Raw genomic sequence first — 19,237 nt, 5'->3', positions numbered from 1 at the left:
CTCCTCGTGCTACTCCGCCGCGGGCTGCTCGCCCTCGGCCGCCGCCGGCTCGGTCCCTGCGACCTCTTCGGTCTCCTCGGTCTCGTCGACCCCGTCGACCTCTTCGGCCTCACGACCGGCCTCGGCGTTCCGTGCGATGCCGACGACGGCATCTCGCTTGCCAAGGTTGATCAGTTGAACGCCCATGGTGTCACGGCCGGTCTCCCTGACCTCGTTGACCCGCGTACGAATCACGCCACCACCCAGGGTGATCGCCAGGATCTCGTCGGTTCCCTCGACCACCAGGGCGCCGACCAGCGAACCCCGGTCCTCCACGATCTTGGCGGCCTTGATGCCGAGGCCGCCGCGGCCCTGGACGCGGTACTCGTCGACCGCGGTGCGCTTGGCGTAGCCACCGTCCGTCGCGGTGAACACGAACGTACCCTCGCGCACCACGTTCAACGAGAGCAGCTCGTCGCCCTCACGGAAGCTCATGCCCTTGACGCCGGAAGTGGCCCGGCCCATGGGCCGCAGCGCCTCGTCCGTCGCCGTGAACCGGATCGACTGCGCCTTCTTGCTGATCAGCAGCAGATCGTCGGTCTCCGACACCAGCTCGGCGCCGATCAGCTCGTCGTCGCTGCCGTCTTCCTGCTCGCGCAGGTTGATCGCGATCACACCGCCGGAGCGGGGCGAATCGTAGTCCTTGAGCGGCGTCTTCTTCACCAGGCCGGCCTTGGTGGCGAGCACCAGATACGGCGCGGCCTCGTAGTCGCGGATCGCCAGGATCTGCGCGATCTGCTCGTCCGGCTGGAAGGCGAGGAGGTTGGCGACGTGCTGGCCGCGGGCATCGCGCCCCGCGTCGGGCAGCTCGTAGGCCTTGGCGCGGTAGACCCGGCCCTTGTTCGTGAAGAACAGCAGCCAGTGGTGGGTGGTGGAGACGAAGAAGTGGTCGACGATGTCGTCTTCCTTGAGCTTCGTGCCCCGCACGCCCTTGCCGCCGCGCTTCTGCGAGCGGTAGTCGTCGGTCTTGGTGCGCTTCACATAGCCGCCACGGGTGATCGTGACGACGATGTCCTCCTCGGCGATCAGGTCCTCGATGGACATGTCGCCCTCGAAGGGCACCAGCTTGGAGCGCCGGTCGTCGCCGAACTTCTCGACGATCGCGGCCAGTTCCTCGCTGATGATCTGACGCTGGCGCTCCGGCGAGGCCAGGATCGCGTTGTACTCGCTGATCTTGCGCTGCAGCTCGTCGTGCTCGGCGGTGATCTTCTGGCGCTCCAGGGCGGCCAGCCGGCGCAGCTGCATCTCCAGGATCGCGTTCGCCTGGATCTCGTCGATGGTCAGCAGGCCCATCAGGCCCTCGCGCGCCACCTCGACCGTCTCGCTGCGCCGGATCAGCGCGATGACCTCGTCGATCGCGTCCAGGGCCTTGAGCAGACCGCGCAGGATGTGCGCCCGCTCCTCGGCCTTGCGCAGCCGGAACTTCGTCCGACGGACGATGACCTCGATCTGGTGCGTGACCCAGTTCCGGATGAACGCGTCCAGGGAGAGCGTGCGCGGCACGCCGTCCACCAGGGCGAGCATGTTGGCGCCGAAGTTGGTCTGGAGGTCGGTGTGCTTGTAGAGGTTGTTCAGGACGACCTTGGCGACCGCGTCCCGCTTGAGGACGATCACCAGGCGCTGCCCCGTACGCGAGGACGTCTCGTCGCGGACATCCGCGATGCCGCCGATCTTGCCGTCCTTCACCAGGTCGGCGATCTTCTGCGCGAGGTTGTCCGGGTTGGTCTGGTACGGCAGCTCGGTGACCACCAGGCACTGGCGATTCTGGATCTCCTCGACGGCCACCACCGCGCGCATCGTGATGGAGCCGCGGCCGGTGCGGTACGCCTCCTCGATGCCCTTACGGCCCACCACCAGCGCACCGGTGGGGAAGTCCGGGCCCTTGACCCGCTCGATCAGCGCGTCCAGCAGCTCCTCGTTGGAGGCCTCCGGGTGGGCCAGCGCCCACTGCGCGCCGTCCGCGACCTCGCGCAGGTTGTGCGGCGGGATGTTGGTGGCCATACCGACCGCGATACCGGCCGAGCCGTTGATCAGCAGATTCGGGAAGCGCGACGGCAGCACCGTCGGCTCCTGGTTACGGCCGTCGTAGTTGTCCTGGAAGTCGACGGTCTCCTCGTCGATGTCCCGGAGCATCTCCATCGACAGCTGCTTCATCTTGCACTCGGTGTACCGCATGGCCGCGGCCGGGTCGTTGCCCGGGGAACCGAAGTTGCCGTTGGAGTCCACCAGCGGCATCCGCATCGACCACGGCTGCGCCAGCCGCACGAGGGCGTCGTAGATGGAGGTGTCGCCGTGCGGGTGGTACGTACCCATGACGTCACCGACGACGCGGGCGCACTTGTAGAAGCCCTTCTCGGGGCGGTAGCCGCCGTCGTACATCGCGTACAGGACGCGGCGGTGGACGGGCTTGAGGCCGTCCCGTACGTCCGGCAGCGCACGCGAGACGATGACGGACATCGCGTAGTCGAGGTAGGAGCGCTGCATCTCCGTCTCGAGCCCGACGGGCTCGACGCGCATGCCCACGCCTTCGATGGCGGCGGGCGCGCCCTCGGGGGTCACACCGTCCGGGGTCACGGGGGGATTCTCGTCGGCCATTGCTGTTCAAAGTCCTTTCGAGCGGCGGCTGTTGTGAGGGCCGACCGGGCTCAGATGTCGAGGAAGCGGACGTCCTTGGCGTTGCGCTGGATGAAGGAGCGACGTGCCTCGACGTCCTCACCCATCAGCACCGAGAACAGGTCGTCCGCGCGGGCCGCGTCGTCCAGCGAGACCTGGCCGAGGACACGGTGGTCGATGTCCATCGTGGTCACCCGCAGCTCCTCGGCGTTCATCTCGCCCAGACCCTTGAAGCGCTGGACCGAGTCGTCCTTGATGCGCTTGCCGGCCTGCTTGCCGAGCTCGATGAGCGCGTCCCGCTCCGAGTCGGAGTACGCGTACTCGAAGTCGTCCCGGCCCCACTTGATCTTGTACAGCGGGGGCCGGGAGAGGTACACGTGTCCGGCCTCGACCAGCGGCCGCATGAAGCGGAAGAGGAACGTGAGCAGCAGGGTGTTGATGTGCTGGCCGTCGACGTCGGCGTCCGCCATCAAGATGATCTTGTGATAGCGGAGCTTCTCGATGTCGAAGTCCTCGTGCACGCCGGTGCCGAAGGCCGAGATCAGCGCCTGGACCTCGTTGTTCTGCAGGATCTTGTCGACCCGTGCCTTCTCGACGTTCAGGATCTTGCCGCGGATCGGGAGGATCGCCTGGTACTGCGGGTTACGGCCGGACTTGGCCGAGCCGCCGGCGGAGTCACCCTCGACGATGAAGATCTCGCACTTGGTCGGGTCGTTGGACTGGCAGTCGCTGAGCTTGCCCGGCAGCGACGCCGTCTCCAGCAGGCCCTTACGGCGGGTCAGATCGCGCGCCTTACGGGCGGCGACGCGGGCGGTGGCCGCCTGGATGCCCTTGCGGATGATGTCCGCGGCCTCGTTGGGGTTGCGGTCCAGCCAGTCCGTGAGGTGCTCGTGGACGACCTTCTGCACAAAGGTCTTGGCCTCGGTGTTGCCCAGCTTGGTCTTGGTCTGGCCCTCGAACTGCGGCTCGCCGAGCTTGACCGAGATGATCGCGGTCAGACCCTCGCGGATGTCCTCACCCGTGAGGTTGTCGTCCTTCTCCCGCAGCAGCTTCTTGTCGCGCGCGTAGCGGTTGATCAGACCCGTCAGCGCCGCCCGGAAGCCCTCTTCGTGGGTGCCGCCCTCATGGGTGTGGATGGTGTTCGCGAAGCTGTAGACGCCCTCGCTGTACTGGGTGTTCCACTGCATCGCGAGCTCGACCGAGAGCAGCCGCTCCTTGTCCTCGGCCTCCACGCTGATGACGGTCGGGTGCACCAGCTCGCCCTTGCGCGAGTTGAGGTACTTCACGAAGTCGACGATGCCGCCCTCGTAGTGGTACCGGACCGAGAGCGGGTTGCCCTCCTCGTCCACATGGGCCGGGCGCTCGTCGCGCAGCGCGATCGAGAGGCCCTTGTTGAGGAACGCCATCTCCTGGAAGCGCCGCGACAGCGTCTCGAAGCTGTACTCGGTGGTCTCGAAGATGTCGCCGTCGGCCCAGAACGTCACCGACGTACCGGACTCCTCGGTGGCCTCGTGCTGGGCGAGCGGCGCGGTCGGCACACCGAGCTTGTAGTCCTGGGTCCAGCGGAAGCCATCCGTCTTGATCTCCACGGCGAGACGCGTGGAGAGCGCGTTCACGACGGAGACACCCACGCCGTGCAGACCACCGGAGACCGCGTATCCGCCGCCGCCGAACTTGCCGCCGGCGTGCAGGACGGTCAGCACGACCTCGACGGCGGGCTTGTTCTCGGACGGCACGATGCCGACGGGGATACCGCGGCCGTTGTCGACCACGCGCACGCCGCCGTCGGCCAGGAGCGTCACATCGATGGTGTCGGCGTGACCGGCCATCGCCTCGTCGACGGAGTTGTCGACGACCTCTTGCACGAGGTGGTGCAGACCGCGCTCGCCCGTCGAGCCGATGTACATGCCGGGACGCTTGCGGACCGCGTCCAGGCCTTCGAGGACGGTGATGGCGCTGGCGTCGTACGACTTCTCCACCGAGGAGTCGCCCAGGGCGTCGGCCGGAACCCCCTCTTCAGTAGAAGCCGTGTTGTTCTCGTTGAGGTCGCCGGAGTCGGCCACGAAGCGCCCTTTCTGGCACAGCACAAGCCCTTCCGCGCCTGTGGGGCAACCCCAGAAAAGACAGGCGAGAACGGCTGCGTCGTTCGACATGTTCCGCGAGTGGGCGGGATTGCTACCAGTCTACCGGTAGCGCTGACACTCATGGGGGTTTGCAGGCACCTGAGTCGTCATGTGCCGCCCTGAACTGACGTCCGCCGACTCCCCATATCCGAGAAGGGGCCTCAGGACGCTCACACGGGCACTCAGCGCTTCCGACTGTCAACCGCCGGCTACCGTGAGCGGAGTCTCACCCGCCCCATGTGTTTACAGGGGTCATGGAGCCGCGGACTGTTTCACGCGAAACGGTCCGGAAGCGGGACAGGGCGGCTGTTTCACGTGAAACATCGCTTCCTGTGAAACACCGCCATCCGTTCACGGCCGGACGAGGGGCCTGACCCGTCGGACCGGGCCTAGCCGTAGGTGTCCCCGGGCCCCTTGCTCCCGGGCGCCCGCAGCGACCCGTAGCGCCGCGCGGGACCTCCGGGCCCCAGAACCTTGATCAGTTTTACGGTGCCCTGGCCCAGGTCCTGGTTGAGGCGCGCCACCAGCTGCGGCGCCAGCAGGCGCAGTTGCGTCGCCCATGCCGTCGAATCGCACTGCACCGTCAGTACTCGGGCGTCCTCGTCGTACCGCTGCGGCTCGCAGTGCTGCGCCACCTCGGGCCCGACCAGCTGCGGCCAGCGCCCCATCACCCCGCCGACCGCCGCCGGGGTCTCCCAGCCGCGCTCGGTGATCAGCCGGTTGATCGCCGCACCCAGCGGCAACGGGTCGCGGCCGTCCGCCCGTGCCCCCGAGCGCAGCCCGCCTCGCTTGGCCTGCTTCTTCTGCTGCGCGGCCGCGCCTCGCGCACGCGCCTGTTCCTTGGCGGCGACCAAGGCCTGGCGGGCCAGATCCACACCGGAGAGCTCCGGAGGCTTGGGGCGGTCGGGCTGTTCCTCGCTCACGAGGTCACCTTCTCCACGGTGCCGCCGGACACCGCATAGCGCGCCCCGGCCAGCATCCCCGGCACATCGTCGTCCACCGCCGCGGTCACCAGCACCTGCTCACCCGGAGCCACCAGCTCGGCCAGCCGCTCCCGCCGGCGCGCATCCAGCTCGGCGAAGACATCGTCGAGGACCAGCACCGGCTCATTGCCCTCGGCCCGCAGCAGGTCGTACGAAGCCAGCCGCAGCGCCAGCGCATACGACCAGGACTCGCCGTGGCTCGCGTAGCCCTTCGCCGGGAGCTCCCCCAACTTCAGCACCAGATCGTCGCGGTGCGGGCCGACCAGCGTCACCCCGCGCTCGATCTCCCCCTTGCGGGCCTCGCCCAGTGCCGCCAGCAGCACCCCGTACAGCTCCTCGCGGGTGGTCGCGGCGGCCATCGCCTCGCCCGCCGACCCGCGGTACTCCAGCGCCAGCGGCCCGCCACCGGGCGCCAGCTGCTCGTACGCCTTGTCGGCCAGCGGCTGCAGCGCGCCGATCAGATCCAGCCGCTGTGCCAGCAGCTCGGCGCCCGCGCGCGCCAGATGCTGGTCCCACACGTCCAGCGTCGAGAGGTCCATCTGCCGCCCGCCGTGCCGGCGCGCCAGCGCGGCCGTCTTCAGCAGGGTGTTGCGCTGTTTGAGCACGCGGTCGTAGTCGGAGCGCACCCCCGCCATCCGCGGCGAGCGCGCCGTGATCAGCTCGTCCAGGAAGCGCCGCCGCTCCCCGGGATCGCCCTTGACCAGCGCCAAGTCCTCCGGCGCGAACAGCACCGTCCGTATGATCCCCAGCACGTCCCGCGGCCTGACCTGCGAGGACCGGTTGATCCTGGCGCGATTGGCCTTGCCCGGATTGAGCTCCAGCTCCACCAGCTGCTGCCGTTCGCCCTGGACGACCGCGGCCCGGACGATCGCACGGTCGGCGCCCATCCGCACCAGCGGGGCATCCGAGGAGACACGGTGGCTGCCCAGGGTCGCCAGGTACCCGACGGCCTCGACCAGATTGGTCTTGCCCTGCCCGTTGGGGCCCACAAAAGCCGTGACGCCCGGGTCGAGCGGGACCTCGACCCGGGTGTACGAGCGGAAGTCGGCGAGCGAGAGATGCGTGACGTGCATAGCTTGGTGCGCCGACCTCCCCCGGCTGATTGCTCCGTGTTGTTGCTGAGAGTTACTTCTTGCTCTCGACCGCGTGGCCGCCGAACTGGTTGCGCAGCGCGGCGATCATCTTCATCTGCGGGGAGTCGTCCTGACGGGACGAGAAGCGCGCGAAGAGCGAGGCCGTGATGGCGGGCAGCGGCACGGCGTTGTCGATCGCCGCCTCGACCGTCCAGCGGCCCTCACCGGAGTCGGCGGCGACGCCGCGCAGCTTCTCCAGGTGCTCGTCGTCGTCGAGGGCGTTGACGGCCAGGTCCAGCAGCCAGGAACGGATGACCGTGCCTTCCTGCCAGGAGCGGAAGACCTCGCGCACGTCCGTGACGGAGTCGACCTTCTCCAGCAGCTCCCAGCCCTCGGCGTAGGCCTGCATCATCGCGTACTCGATGCCGTTGTGGACCATCTTCGCGAAGTGGCCGGCGCCGACCTTGCCGGCGTGCACCGAGCCGAACTCGCCCTCGGGCTTGAGGGCGTCGAAGATCGGCTGCACCTTGGCGACGTCGTCCTTGTCGCCGCCGTACATCAGCGCATAGCCGTTCTCCAGGCCCCACACGCCGCCGGAGACTCCGCAGTCGACGAAGCCGATGCCCTTGGCCTTGAGCTCCTCGGCGTGCTTCTCGTCGTCGGTCCAGCGGGAGTTGCCGCCGTCCACGACGATGTCGCCGGGCGAGAGCAGCTCGGCCAGCTCGTCGATCGTGGACTGGGTGGCGGCACCGGCCGGCACCATGACCCAGACCACCCGCGGACCCTTGAGCTGGTCCACCAGCCCCTGGAGGCTGTTGACATCAGCCAGGTCCGGGTTGCGGTCGTATCCGACGACGGTGTGGCCGGCGCGGCGGATGCGCTCGCGCATATTGCCGCCCATCTTGCCGAGACCGACGAGACCGAGCTCCATCAGAGACCCTCTTTGCACGTAGTCGTTGCTGTTGTACCCGGGTCCGAGCCTACGCCCGCGACCTCGTGCACAGCTGTGGGCTCAGCCGCTCATCGGGGGCCTGTCAGCCAGTCGCCGCAAGGGCTCCGATGAGCGGCCGGGCGCTCGGCCCGGGACCCGCAGCGGCTCCGCCGCGGGTCACGTCCCCAGCCGTCAGCCGCTCAGCCGGACCGGCATGATCAGGTACTTGTACGCGTCGTCCGCCTCGGCGTCCTTGGCGGGCCGGCCGCTGAGCAGCGCGGGCTTCGTGGACGTCGTGAACGACAGCTGCGCCACGGGGGAGTCGATGGCCGACAGGCCCTCCAGGAGGAAGCCCGGGTTGAAGGCGATCGAGATGTCGTCGCCGTCCAGATCGGCGTCAACCCTCTCCACAGCCTGTGCATCGTCGCTGGAGCCGGCCTCCAGGATCAGCACACCCTGCTCGAAGCTCAGCCGCACCGGGGTGTTCCGCTCGGCCACCAGCGCCACACGCTTGACGGCCTCGACGAACGGGGCGGTCTCGATCACGGCGATGGAGTTGAACTCGGTCGGGAAGAGCGTGCGGTACTTCGGCAGATCGCCTTCCAGCAGCCGCGTGGTCGTACGGCGCCCGGCGCCCTCGAAGCCGATCAGGCCTTCGCCCGCACCCGAGCCGGACAGCGCCAGCGTGACGGTGTCGCCGCTGCTCAGCGATTTGGCGGTGTCCAGCAGCGTCTTGGCGGGGACCAGGGCGACCGCGGAGGCGTCGGGGCTCTCCGGCTTCCACAGGAACTCACGCACCGCGAAGCGGTAGCGGTCGGTGGAGGCCAGGGTGACAGTGTCGCCCTCGATCTCGATCCGTACGCCGGTGAGCACCGGGAGCGTGTCATCGCGGCCGGCGGCGATGGCCACCTGGGCGGCGGCCGCGGCGAAGACCTCACCCGGGACGGTGCCGGTGGCGGTGGGCATCGTCGGAAGCGACGGGTACTCCTCCACAGGCAGGGTGTGGAGGGTGAAGCGGGAAGAGCCGCAGACCACGGTCGCTCGTACACCGTCGGTGGAAATCTCCACCGGGCGGTTGGGGAGCGCGCGGCAGATGTCGGCGAGCAGCCGGCCGGAGACGAGGACCGTGCCCTCCTCCTCGACCTCGGCCTCCACCGAGACGCGCGCGGATACCTCGTAGTCGAAGCCGGAGAGGCTCAGTACGCCTTCCTCCGCCTTCAGCAGCAGGCCCGCGAGGACGGGCACCGGCGGACGGGCCGGGAGGCTCTTGGCCGCCCAGGCCACTGCCTCCGCGAGTACATCGCGCTCCACCCGGATCTTCACCGGAAACCGCCTCCTGCTGTTGCTGGCTTGCGCCCTGCTGGCCTTCTTCGTCGGCTGGGTTGCCGGAGACCAGTCTGACGCACGCCACCGACAGTCGGTGCGGCTCGGGGTCAAGTCGACTCGACCCGGTCCGGGCGCTCGGCGACCAACTTGTGCACAGCCCCCGCTTTCAAGCGAAGTCCCCGGTAGATATCCGTGGTCGTAGTAGTAGGGCCTGTGGAAACCGTGGACAACTGTCTTTACGCAGGTCAACGCGGCATTTTTGTCCACCGGCCCTGTGGGCGGCAGCCGTGGATAAGCGGGCGGATCTGTGGACCGCCGAAAGTTCTGCACACCCGATGCACAGGGGAGGGGTAGTTCTCCCCAGTGCCATCCCCAGCTTTACCCCGGTTCCCCACAGCCCAACCAACCAACTTGATGTGACGGCTTTCACTCGGCGCGGTGAGGACGGGTGTCGGGTTGCCGAACAGTGGACAGGGGTGTGGAGAAGCCGACGATCACTGGGGACAACACGGCCTCTCCTGTGGGCAGCCGGTGGACAAGCCGAGCGCTCCCTTGTGGACGAAATCTTCATCCACACCCTGTGGATTGCGGTTGGCCACAAATCCACACCCGGCTGACCTCCCTCGATGGCCCCTCGGGACGGCGCTCTGTGGATTCCCCAGGGATAACTCTGCTCTCCCCAGGGTGTGGATGGAAGATTCTTGCTCAATCTGTGGAGAGAGGCCGTGACCTCGCGCGGAATCGAACACGCTCGGCGCGCTCCACAGGTTTGGGATGACGGCGAGGCGCGCGGTGCGGCCTTCCGGAGCGGCTTCAGGAGGGCTCAGGAGTGGCTCGCCGTCGTTCAGGGGCGTCCGTCACGCGTCTCCGTGGCCCCCGTACGACGAAGGGCGCCCCGGGAGCATGTCTCCGGAGCGCCCTGAGCGCGCCTGCACCGGCCGGCCGTGGCCGGCCGGTGCAGGCCTCAGCCGTTCTTGATGCGGTTGGTCAGCTCGGTGACCTGGTTGTAGATGGAACGCCGCTCGGCCATCAGCGCGCGGATCTTGCGGTCGGCGTGCATCACGGTCGTATGGTCCCGGCCGCCGAACTGCGCGCCGATCTTCGGCAGCGACAGATCCGTCAGCTCGCGGCACAGATACATGGCGATCTGGCGGGCGGTGACGAGCACCCTGCTGCGTGAGGAGCCGCACAGATCGTCGATGGTCAGCCCGAAGTAGTCCGCGGTCGACGCCATGATCGCGGTCGCCGTGATCTCCGGTGCCGCGTCCTCGCCACCGGGGATCAGGTCCTTGAGCACGATCTCGGTCAGGCCCAGGTCCACCGGCTGCCGGTTGAGCGAGGCGAACGCCGTGACCCGGATCAGCGCGCCCTCCAGCTCGCGGATGTTGCGCGAGATGCGGGACGCGATGAACTCCAGCACCTCCGGCGGCGCGTTCAGCTGCTCCTGCACGGCCTTCTTGCGCAGGATCGCGATCCGGGTCTCCAGCTCGGGCGGCTGGACGTCCGTGATCAGGCCCCACTCGAAGCGGTTGCGCAGCCGGTCCTCGAGGGTGACCAGCTGCTTGGGCGGCCGGTCCGAGGACAGCACGATCTGCTTGTTGGCGTTGTGCAGCGTATTGAAGGTGTGGAAGAACTCCTCCTGCGTCGACTCCTTGCTCGCCAGGAACTGGATGTCGTCGACGAGCAGGATGTCCATGTCGCGGTAGCGCTTGCGGAACGCGTCCGCCTTGCCGTCGCGGATGGAGTTGATGAACTCGTTGGTGAACTCCTCCGAGCTCACATACCGCACCCGGGTGCCCGGATACAGGCTTCGCGCGTAGTGCCCGATGGCGTGCAGCAGGTGGGTCTTGCCCAGGCCCGATTCCCCGTAGATGAACAGCGGGTTGTACGCCTTGGCCGGTGCCTCGGCGACGGCCACCGCGGCGGCGTGCGCGAAGCGGTTCGAGGCGCCGATGACGAAGGTGTCGAAGAGGTACTTCGGGTTCAGCCGTGCGGTCGGCTCGCCGGGGCCGGTCGCCGGCGCGGGCTGGGCGGCGAGCGGGCTGGGCGCACCGCTGGGCGCCGGCAGCGCGGGGCCGCCGGACCGGCCGGGCGGCTGGTGCTCGGACAGGTCGCGGCGCGGTGAGCGGTAGTCGTTCTGCTGCTGTCCGTGGGGGGAGGGCGGCCGGGTGCCGTATGACTCACGCCACTGCTCCGCGGACGGGTCACGGTCGGGGAAGCCGCCGAGATGCTGCTGCTGCCAGCCGTAGTCGTCACGCGGGCCGGGGCCGCCGGCCATGGTGGCGGGGTGCTGCGGCCAGGCTCCGGGCTCGTGCCGGGACTGCTGGTAATCGGGGTAGGCGGGCCGGACGGTGGGCAGTTCGTCGCCCTGGTGGCCGTAGCCCTGACGGCTGTCGTGCCGACTGTCGTGCCGGTTGTCGTAGCTGTCGTATGCGTCGTGCTGCGGCTGCTGGTGTTGCGGGTGCTGCTGCAGGTGCTGTTGCTGCTGCGGTGCGGGGGGCGCGGACTGCGCCGGCGGCTCCTCGGAGGAGTCGTCCACGGTGATCGCGATCCGGATCGGCCGCCCGCATTCGTGACTGAGCGCTTCCCCGATCAGCGGCGCGAGCCGGCCTTCGAGCACGCCCTTGGCGAATTCATTGGGGACGGCGAGCAGTGCGGTGTCGGCGACCAGCGCCAGCGGCTGGGTGCGCTTGAGCCAGTCCTGGTCCTTGGGCTTGAGGCCATCGGCCTCCGCACGCAGGAGGTGGTCGAGTACGCGCGGCCACACTGCGGCAAGATCGGCGGGGACTTCAGCCACAAGGCACGCTCTCTCACAGTCCCACGAATGTGTGATTCTCAGGACGGGCGGGAAGGAATCGGAGTTCACCAACGGTAGTCAGGCCGGGCCTGCGGATTCAAGTTGTTGTCCACAGGCTGTGCATAGTGTGTCCTGACAAGAGGCCGTGTGGGGCGGACCGGAGCCGGTTTGACCGGATGGCGTAGCCGCGCGTACCGTGACCAGGTCGAGTTGTCGATGGCTGCTGCCGCCTGCCTCCGATGGGCAAAGATCGCGCTCTGGTGATCGTGAAGCGGTGCACTTAGGCGTTGCGAGTTACTCGTGGGCGCACGGTGACAGCCAACGACGCCCCACATCTGTCTCAACCTTTGAGACAACAAGCATTCCTGGAGCCCCCGAGTGAGCAAGCGCACCTTCCAGCCGAACAACCGCCGTCGCGCGAAGACCCACGGCTTCCGTCTGCGCATGCGGACCCGCGCCGGCCGCGCGATTCTCGCGTCCCGCCGTGGCAAGGGTCGCGCCCGCCTGTCGGCCTGAGCAGCCTGACCCTAGGTCCATGACGTGCTGCCTACCGAGTATCGGCTGAGGCGGCGCGAGGACTTTGCGACCGCGGTACGCCGGGGACGCAGGGCCGGGCGCCCGCTCCTTGTCGTTCATTTTCGTAGCGGTGCAACGGACCCGCACGCAGCGGGGGAATGCGTTCCCCCGGCGCGTGCGGGTTTCGTCGTGAGCAAGGCCGTTGGCGTCGCCGTCGTACGCAACAAGGTCAAGCGGAGGCTTCGTCACCTCATGCGTGATCGGCTGGACCGGCTGCCCGCCGGTAGCCTGGTTGTCGTACGGGCCCTGCCCGGCGCGGGTGCTGCGGAGCATGACCAGCTGGCCCGCGACCTGGACGCCGCGCTTCAGCGGCTGCTGGGAGGGGTGCCGAAAGGCTGCAATCCCACCGGGGCCATGACCGGCGGCGGCGACGCCGCGGGCCCCCGGAACCCCGGACGGGACCCGGGAGGGAGCGCACAGTGAAGTACCCGCTGCTGCTTTTGATCAAGATCTATCAGTGGACCATCAGCCCCTTGCTGGGACCGGTCTGCAAGTACTACCCGTCGTGCTCGCACTATGGCTATACGGCCATCGACCGGCACGGCGCGGTGAAAGGGACTGCGCTGACTGCCTGGCGCATCCTGCGCTGCAATCCGTGGTCGCTCGGTGGGGTCGACCACGTCCCTCCCCGGAAGCGTCCGGTTTGGCATCAGCGGCTGAGGAGCCGCCTGGGCGGGCCCACCGTCCCTGAGCCTGTCGCCCAGCCCGAGACTCAGCCCAACGCCCAAGGAGCCTGATTCGTGGACACGATCCTCGGTCCCCTCTATACCGCTGTTTCCTGGATCATCGTCCAGTTCCACTCGTTCTACAGCTTGATCTTCAACCCGAACAGTGGCGCGGCGTGGGGTTTGTCCATCGTCTCGCTGGTGGTGCTGATCCGTATCTGCCTGATCCCGCTCTTTGTGAAGCAGATCAAGTCGACGCGGAACATGCAGGCGCTCCAGCCGAAGATGAAGGCGATCCAGGAGCGCTACAAGAGCGACAAGCAGCGCCAGTCCGAAGAGATGATGAAGCTCTACAAGGAGACGGGCACCAACCCGCTCTCGAGCTGTCTCCCGATTCTGGCCCAGTCGCCGTTCTTCATCTCGCTGTACCAGGTCCTCAGCCACATCGCGAACGGCAAGACGGTCGGTGTCATCGACCAGACGCTGCTGGAGAGCGCGCAGAAGGCGCACATCTTCGGTGCGCCGCTGGCGGCCAAGTTCATGGACAGCGCGGCGAAGATCGAGAGCCTCGGCGCTTCGGTCACCAACGTCCGTGTGGTCACGGTCATCATGATCGTTCTGATGTCGGCGTCGCAGTTCTACACCCAGCGCCAGCTGATGACGAAGAACGTCGACCTCACGGTGAAGACGCCGTTCATGCAGCAGCAGAAGATGCTGATGTACGTCTTCCCGATCATGTTCGCCGTCTTCGGTATCAACTTCCCCGTCGGTGTTCTCGTCTACTGGCTGACCACCAACGTGTGGACCATGGGTCAGCAGATGTTCGTCATCCGTCGTAACCCGACCCCGGGCAGCAAGGCCTTCAACGAGCGCCAGGAGCGGCTGCGGGCCCAGGGCAAGCTGGTCGAGAGCCCGGCCGAGGTGGAGTCGAAGAAGGCGGCCGAAGAGGCGCGCCAGAACCGCCAGCAGCCCAAGCGCCAGACGAAGGCCAAGCGGCAGCACTCCACGGCCGGCACTGCCTCCAGCGGTACGCAGAACCGTACGCGGGCGGGCTCCGCGAACGGCAGCTCATCCGATGAGGGTGCCGCGAAGCAGTCCCTGGAGAAGAAGGCCCCGCAGGGCGGCGAGGAGAAGGGCGGTGCGTCCGCGAAGGGCGCCTCCGCCTCCGGATCCCGCAACACCAAGTCCGGACAGCGCAAGGGCCAGCAGCGCCCCAAGCACCCGTCCAAGAAGTAAGAAGGAGTCCTTTCGTGACGGACACGACCCCTGGCACCAAGGGCACCGACACCCTGACGCGCCTGGAGCAGGAAGGCGAGATCGCGGCCGACTACCTCGAGGGCCTGCTGGACATCGCTGACCTCGACGGTGACATCGACATGGATGTCGAGGCCGACCGTGCCGCGGTGTCGATCATCAGCGACTCGACCAGCCGCGATCTGCAGAAGCTGGTCGGCCGTGACGGTGAGGTGCTGGAGGCGCTGCAGGAGCTGACCCGGCTGGCCGTGCACCGTGAGACCGGTGACCGCAGCCGTCTGATGCTGGACATCGCCGGCTTCCGTGCGCGTAAGCGTGAGCAGCTCACGGAGATCGGTGCGAAGGCGGCGGAGGAGGCAAAGGGCACCGGTCAGCCGGTGAAGCTCGACCCGATGACGCCGTTCGAGCGCAAGGTCGTGCACGACGCGGTGGCCGCGGCCGGACTGCGCAGCGAGTCCGAGGGCGAGGAGCCGCAGCGCCGAGTGGTCGTCCTCCCGGCCTGACCTTTCAGCGCTCCGTTTGTCTTTGGCCCCGTCTGCTCGCAGGCGGGGCCAAATGTTGTCAGCGTTCTGTGTTATCCCGGGGGCGTATCCCCGGTTCCCGGCAGGAAAAGCAGTCCAGAGGAAGGGCGGTTCCCGTGACGGAGGCAGCAGCGGAGCTCCCTCCTGCGCCGAAGGCGGCGCAGGAGGTATTCGGTGAGCGCTTTCCGGAGGCTGTGCGGTACGGCGAACTGCTCGCCGATGCAGGGGTGAGGCGGGGGCTCATCGGCCCGCGCGAAGTGCCGCGGCTGTGGGAGCGGCATCTGCTGAACTGCGCGGTGCTCTCCGAGGTGGTTCCGGAGGGCGTTTCGGTCTGCGATGTGGGCTCGGGGGCCGGGCTGCCCGGTATCCCGCTGGCGCTGGTGCGCCCGGATCTGAAGATCATGTTGCTGGAGCCGCTGCTGCGTCGCACGACCTTCCTTCAGGAGGTCGTCGAGCTGCTCGGCCTGGATCATGTGACGGTGGTGCGGGGGCGGGCCGAAGAGGTCATGGGCAAGCTGCCGCAGGTACATGTGGTGACGGCCCGGGCCGTTGCGCCGCTCGACCGGCTGGCGGGCTGGGGTGTGCCGCTACTGCGTCCGTACGGCGAGATGCTGGCGCTGAAGGGCGACGCCGCCGAGGAGGAGCTCAAGGGAGCTCGGGCGGCACTGAGCAAACTCGGCGTGGTGGAGACGTCGGTGGTGCACGTGGGCGAGGGGATCGTGGATCCGCCGTCGACGGTGGTGCGGGTCGAGGTGGGCGAGAGCCCGGGCGGTGTGCGCTTTGCGGCCAAGCGGGCGAAGGCGGCGCGTGCCAGCCGTGCGTCGAGGGGCCGCCGGCGCTGAGGCCCGATTCCGGAGATCCCCAGGCCGGCATCGGCGCCGTGCGAGTGACGTCTGCATGCCAGCGAATAGGGCGAATTCCATAAACGCCATCAAAAGAGCATAAGACGGAGTGTCGCGGCTTAATCGGGCGCGGCGCTGGCATCGTGTTTCACGTGAAACGTCGTTCTCTGCTGCAAGGGATCATTGACCGTGGTCGCGCGGCCGCCGCGCCGCGCGACCGTAAACCCACAAGGGTCACGGAAGTATCCACAGAAGTGGATTCGTCCACAGGAGAACGGACCTCACTGGTTCGCGACACCGAAAGCATGGCAGGCTCTGACCATTGCGAGCCTGATGTCGAGGAGAGTGAATCCGTGCGGTCCGACGCCAACATCGCGGGACCGATGACCGATCCGGTCCCCGGTCCCCGTAACGAGTCGTTCGGGGACGACGTTTCACGTGAAACGCCGCCCCCGATGGACGACACCCCGATCGGTCGTGCAGCTCAGCTGGCGGTAGAGGCATTTGGCCGCGCGGGCGACGGGCTTCCCCGGCCCGAGCAGACCAGGGTCATGGTGGTTGCCAACCAGAAGGGCGGGGTCGGCAAGACCACGACCACGGTGAACCTGGCGGCCTCGTTGGCCCTGCACGGGGCACGGGTTCTGGTGGTCGACCTCGACCCCCAGGGCAATGCTTCGACGGCGCTGGGAATCGACCACCACGCCGAAGTGCCATCGATCTATGACGTGCTCGTGGACAGCAAGCCGCTCTCCGACGTGGTGCAGCCCGTGGTCGATGTGGAGGGGCTGTTCTGCGCGCCCGCCACGATCGACCTGGCCGGCGCGGAGATTGAGCTGGTCTCTCTGGTGGCCCGTGAGAGCCGGCTGGACCGGGCTATCAAGGCGTATGAGCAGCCGTTGGACTACATCCTCATCGACTGTCCGCCCTCGCTGGGCCTGCTCACCGTGAACGCGCTGGTCGCCGGCGCCGAGGTGCTGATCCCGATCCAGTGCGAGTACTACGCGCTGGAGGGCTTGGGACAGCTGCTGCGGAACGTCGACCTGGTGCGGGGGCATCTCAACCCCAAGCTCCATGTCTCCACGATCCTGCTCACCATGTACGACGGGCGTACCCGGCTGGCCTCGCAGGTCGCCGATGAGGTGCGCAGCCACTTCGGGAACGAGGTGCTTCGTACGAGCATCCCCCGCTCGGTGCGTATCTCCGAGGCACCCAGCTATGGGCAGACGGTGCTCACCTATGACCCGGGATCCAGCGGTTCGCTCTCGTACCTCGAAGCGGCCAGAGAGATCGCGTTGCGTGGGGCTCCTCAGACCGGCGGTCAGGGCCTCGCGGTCAACTATGAAGGACAGCACAGCATGTCGGAGGGGACCCAGTGAGCGAACGACGTAGAGGGCTGGGCCGTGGGCTCGGTGCGCTGATCCCCGCGGCACCGCAGAGCACGGACAACGCCGGGCCTGCGGTGGGACGGGGGGCGACGTCACCGTCGGCCGTACCGGTACTGACACCTGGCCGGGGGGTGGCGGCGGCAAAGGTCGCCGCGCTGCCGGCGAATGGTGTTTCACGTGAAACAGAGACACCGGACGAGCCGGAGACGATGTCTCCGGCCGTATCGGAGGTCGCGGGCGCGTACTTCGCCGAGGTGTCGCTGGACGCGATCACGCCGAACCCGCGGCAGCCGCGGGAGGTGTTCAACGAGGACGCGCTCGCCGAGCTGGTGGTCTCCATCAAGGAGGTGGGCCTGCTTCAGCCGGTGGTGGTCCGTCAGACCGCACCGGAGCAATATGAGCTCATCATGGGTGAGCGCCGCTGGCGGGCATGCCGTGAGGCCGGGCTGGAGAAGATTCCTGCCATCGTCCGGGCCACGGAGGACGAGAAGCTGCTGCTCGATGCGCTTCTGGAGAACCTGCACCGGGCACAGCTCAATCCGCTGGAAGAGGCGGCCGCCTACGACCAGCTGCTGAAGGACTTCAAATGCACGCATGACGAGCTGGCCGACCGGATCGGGCGATCGCGTCCACAGGTCACCAACACGCTGCGCTTGCTGAAGCTGGCACCGTCCGTCCAGAGCAGACTGGCGGCGGGCGTGCTGTCCGCGGGACATGCCCGTTCCCTGCTTGCCGTGGAGGACCACGAGGAGCAGGAGCACCTCGCCAGTCGCACGGTGCGGGAGGGGCTGTCGGTGCGCAGCCTCGAGGAGATCGTGAAGCTGCTGGGGCTGGACCCCAAGAGCACGACCAAGCCCAAGAAGCCGCGTGCGGGAACCCGTGTGTCCCCCGCGCTCACCGGTCTCGCCACGCGGCTGTCCGACCGTTTCGAGACCCGGGTGAAGGTCGACCTCGGCCAGAAGAAGGGAAAGATCGTCGTTGAGTTCGCCTCAATGGACGATCTGGAGCGCATTCTCGGCACGCTGGCTCCTGGCGAGGGCCCGGTCCTTGGCAAGTCCCTCTCCGAGGAGACCGACGACAAGGAATGAGCTGACGGGTTCGGCTCCCAGGCGGGCCGTGTTCCGGAGTCCATACCGGAACACGGCCCGCCCTTTGCTCTATGACGGTACCCGTGCCCGTAAAGGGTGGATACGATGCGATCGGGTATGGCACGCATCCACATGGAGAGACCTCACAACGAGGAGAGGCCATGCGATCAGTGAGCCGCACCGGACTGTTGGCAGCGGGCTTCGGTCTCGCTGCCGTCGGAGGGTTCGTTGGCGGTCTGCTCAGGGAGCAGGCGGCGCTGACGGCGCTGCGCGGTACGGCAGGCGAGGGAAGTGAGGACCTGGCTTCATGGGCCGTCGGCTCGTACCGCTCACGCTGGACAACCTTCCGGATCTCCCCAAGCGCTGCCGCTCCTGTGTCTTCTGGGAGCTCGACCCCGTCAGCGGCGAAGCCGCGGTAAAGGCGGGCCGGCCCGAGCTGGAAAAGGAAGCCTGGATCTCGGCGGTTCTGCTGGAGTGGGGATCGTGCGGGCGGGTGGTCTACGTCGACGATGTCCCGGTCGGGTTCGTGATGTATGCCCCGCCTGCCTATGTGCCGCGCTCCATGGCCTTTCCCACCAGCCCGGTGTCGGCGGATGCCGTGCAGATGCTCACCGCGTGGCTGACACCCGGTTACCAGGGGCAGGGACTGGGTCGGGTGATGGTGCAGACGGTTGCCAAGGACCTCATTCAGCGCGGGTTCAAGGCGATCGAGGCCTTCGGTGATGCCCGCTGGACCGAGCCGGCGTGTGTGCTGCCCGCCGACCATCTCCTCGCGGTGGGCTTCAAGACCGTACGTCCCCATCCGCGCTTTCCGCGGCTGCGGCTTGAGCTGCGGGCCACCATCTCGTGGAAGGAAGACGTGGAGCTGGCCCTCGACCGTTTGCTGGGCGCCGTCCAGAAGGAACCCGCGCTGCGGCCGCTCTAGCTGTGTTGTCCGGAGAGGTTGGTGACGCGGCTGGCTGGGGTGTGGCCGCTGATTCCGGTGTGGGGTCGGTGGTAGTTGTACCAGTCCAGCCAGTCG

At 67.8% G+C, this 19,237-nt stretch carries 15 protein-coding genes and 2 pseudogenes; 9 read left to right on the top strand and 8 right to left on the bottom strand.

Annotated features, from left to right (window positions below; genetic code table 11):
• Positions 1-9: 9 nt before the first annotated feature.
• The 7 genes from gyrA to dnaA form a co-directional block, all read right to left on the bottom strand.
• Complete coding sequence (gene gyrA, locus ACIRPT_RS21800; RefSeq protein ID WP_403829451.1) at positions 10-2,634, bottom strand: DNA gyrase subunit A; 2,625 nt, start codon at positions 2,632-2,634, stop codon at positions 10-12.
• A 50-nt stretch (positions 2,635-2,684) separates the two neighbouring features.
• The gene (gene gyrB, locus ACIRPT_RS21795) at positions 2,685-4,715 is read right to left on the bottom strand and encodes a DNA topoisomerase (ATP-hydrolyzing) subunit B (protein ID WP_403829449.1); all 2,031 of its coding nucleotides are present in this window, start codon (positions 4,713-4,715) and stop codon (positions 2,685-2,687) included.
• 449 nt (positions 4,716-5,164) lie between these two features.
• On the bottom strand, positions 5,165-5,698 hold the full coding sequence (locus tag ACIRPT_RS21790; RefSeq protein WP_403499837.1) for a DUF721 domain-containing protein: 534 nt from the start codon (positions 5,696-5,698) through the stop codon (positions 5,165-5,167).
• Positions 5,695-6,831 carry a DNA replication/repair protein RecF gene (recF, locus tag ACIRPT_RS21785; RefSeq protein WP_403829446.1) on the bottom strand — a complete coding sequence of 379 codons (1,137 nt, stop codon included), beginning with the start codon at positions 6,829-6,831 and terminating at the stop codon, positions 5,695-5,697. The genes ACIRPT_RS21790 and recF overlap by 4 nt, the downstream gene beginning before the upstream one ends.
• A gap of 52 nt (positions 6,832-6,883) precedes the next feature.
• On the bottom strand, positions 6,884-7,762 hold the full coding sequence (gnd, locus tag ACIRPT_RS21780; protein WP_403499832.1) for a phosphogluconate dehydrogenase (NAD(+)-dependent, decarboxylating): 879 nt from the start codon (positions 7,760-7,762) through the stop codon (positions 6,884-6,886).
• A gap of 192 nt (positions 7,763-7,954) precedes the next feature.
• Entirely contained in the window at positions 7,955-9,085 is a 1,131-nt protein-coding gene (dnaN, locus tag ACIRPT_RS21775) for a DNA polymerase III subunit beta (protein ID WP_403829443.1), read from the bottom strand.
• Positions 9,086-10,052: 967 nt separating this feature from the next.
• Entirely contained in the window at positions 10,053-11,885 is a 1,833-nt protein-coding gene (gene dnaA, locus ACIRPT_RS21770) for a chromosomal replication initiator protein DnaA (RefSeq protein ID WP_403829440.1), read from the bottom strand.
• Positions 11,886-12,263: 378 nt separating this feature from the next.
• On the opposite strand from dnaA, the gene rpmH reads away from it, so the two are divergent.
• The 9 genes and pseudogenes from rpmH (at position 12,264) to ACIRPT_RS21725 (ending at position 19,141) form a co-directional block, all read left to right on the top strand.
• Positions 12,264-12,401 carry a 50S ribosomal protein L34 gene (gene rpmH, locus ACIRPT_RS21765; RefSeq protein ID WP_003949374.1) on the top strand — a complete coding sequence of 46 codons (138 nt, stop codon included), beginning with the start codon at positions 12,264-12,266 and terminating at the stop codon, positions 12,399-12,401.
• Between the two features lie 24 nt (positions 12,402-12,425).
• Positions 12,426-12,785: pseudogene (gene rnpA / locus ACIRPT_RS21760) on the top strand (ribonuclease P protein component); the annotation flags it as partial.
• A 95-nt stretch (positions 12,786-12,880) separates the two neighbouring features.
• Positions 12,881-13,198 carry a membrane protein insertion efficiency factor YidD gene (gene yidD, locus ACIRPT_RS21755; RefSeq protein ID WP_006604423.1) on the top strand — a complete coding sequence of 106 codons (318 nt, stop codon included), beginning with the start codon at positions 12,881-12,883 and terminating at the stop codon, positions 13,196-13,198.
• Between the two features lie 3 nt (positions 13,199-13,201).
• Entirely contained in the window at positions 13,202-14,362 is a 1,161-nt protein-coding gene (yidC, locus tag ACIRPT_RS21750; protein WP_403499823.1) for a membrane protein insertase YidC, read from the top strand.
• Positions 14,363-14,376: 14 nt separating this feature from the next.
• Complete coding sequence (locus ACIRPT_RS21745; RefSeq protein ID WP_403499820.1) at positions 14,377-14,883, top strand: protein jag; 507 nt, start codon at positions 14,377-14,379, stop codon at positions 14,881-14,883.
• 134 nt (positions 14,884-15,017) lie between these two features.
• Positions 15,018-15,743: a 16S rRNA (guanine(527)-N(7))-methyltransferase RsmG gene (rsmG, locus tag ACIRPT_RS21740; RefSeq protein WP_403499818.1), complete on the top strand. Its 726-nt coding sequence runs from the start codon at positions 15,018-15,020 to the stop codon at positions 15,741-15,743.
• A 305-nt stretch (positions 15,744-16,048) separates the two neighbouring features.
• On the top strand, positions 16,049-17,119 hold the full coding sequence (locus ACIRPT_RS21735) for a ParA family protein (protein ID WP_403500663.1): 1,071 nt from the start codon (positions 16,049-16,051) through the stop codon (positions 17,117-17,119).
• Positions 17,116-18,216, top strand: a complete 1,101-nt coding sequence (locus tag ACIRPT_RS21730) for a ParB/RepB/Spo0J family partition protein (RefSeq protein WP_403829436.1) — start codon at positions 17,116-17,118, stop codon at positions 18,214-18,216. Before ACIRPT_RS21735 ends, ACIRPT_RS21730 begins: the two co-directional genes overlap by 4 nt.
• A 307-nt stretch (positions 18,217-18,523) precedes the next feature.
• On the top strand, positions 18,524-19,141 hold the full coding sequence (locus ACIRPT_RS21725) for a GNAT family N-acetyltransferase (RefSeq protein ID WP_403829434.1): 618 nt from the start codon (positions 18,524-18,526) through the stop codon (positions 19,139-19,141).
• Here the strand turns inward: ACIRPT_RS21725 and ACIRPT_RS21720 are convergent.
• Positions 19,138-19,237, bottom strand: a pseudogene (locus ACIRPT_RS21720) (IS481 family transposase); the annotation flags it as partial. The gene ACIRPT_RS21725 and the pseudogene ACIRPT_RS21720 overlap by 4 nt on opposite strands.

It is taken from the genome of Streptomyces sp. NPDC101227, assembly GCF_044767545.1.
Lineage (GTDB): Bacteria > Actinomycetota > Actinomycetes > Streptomycetales > Streptomycetaceae > Streptomyces.
This window is presented reverse-complemented; position numbering and strand designations above follow the sequence as displayed.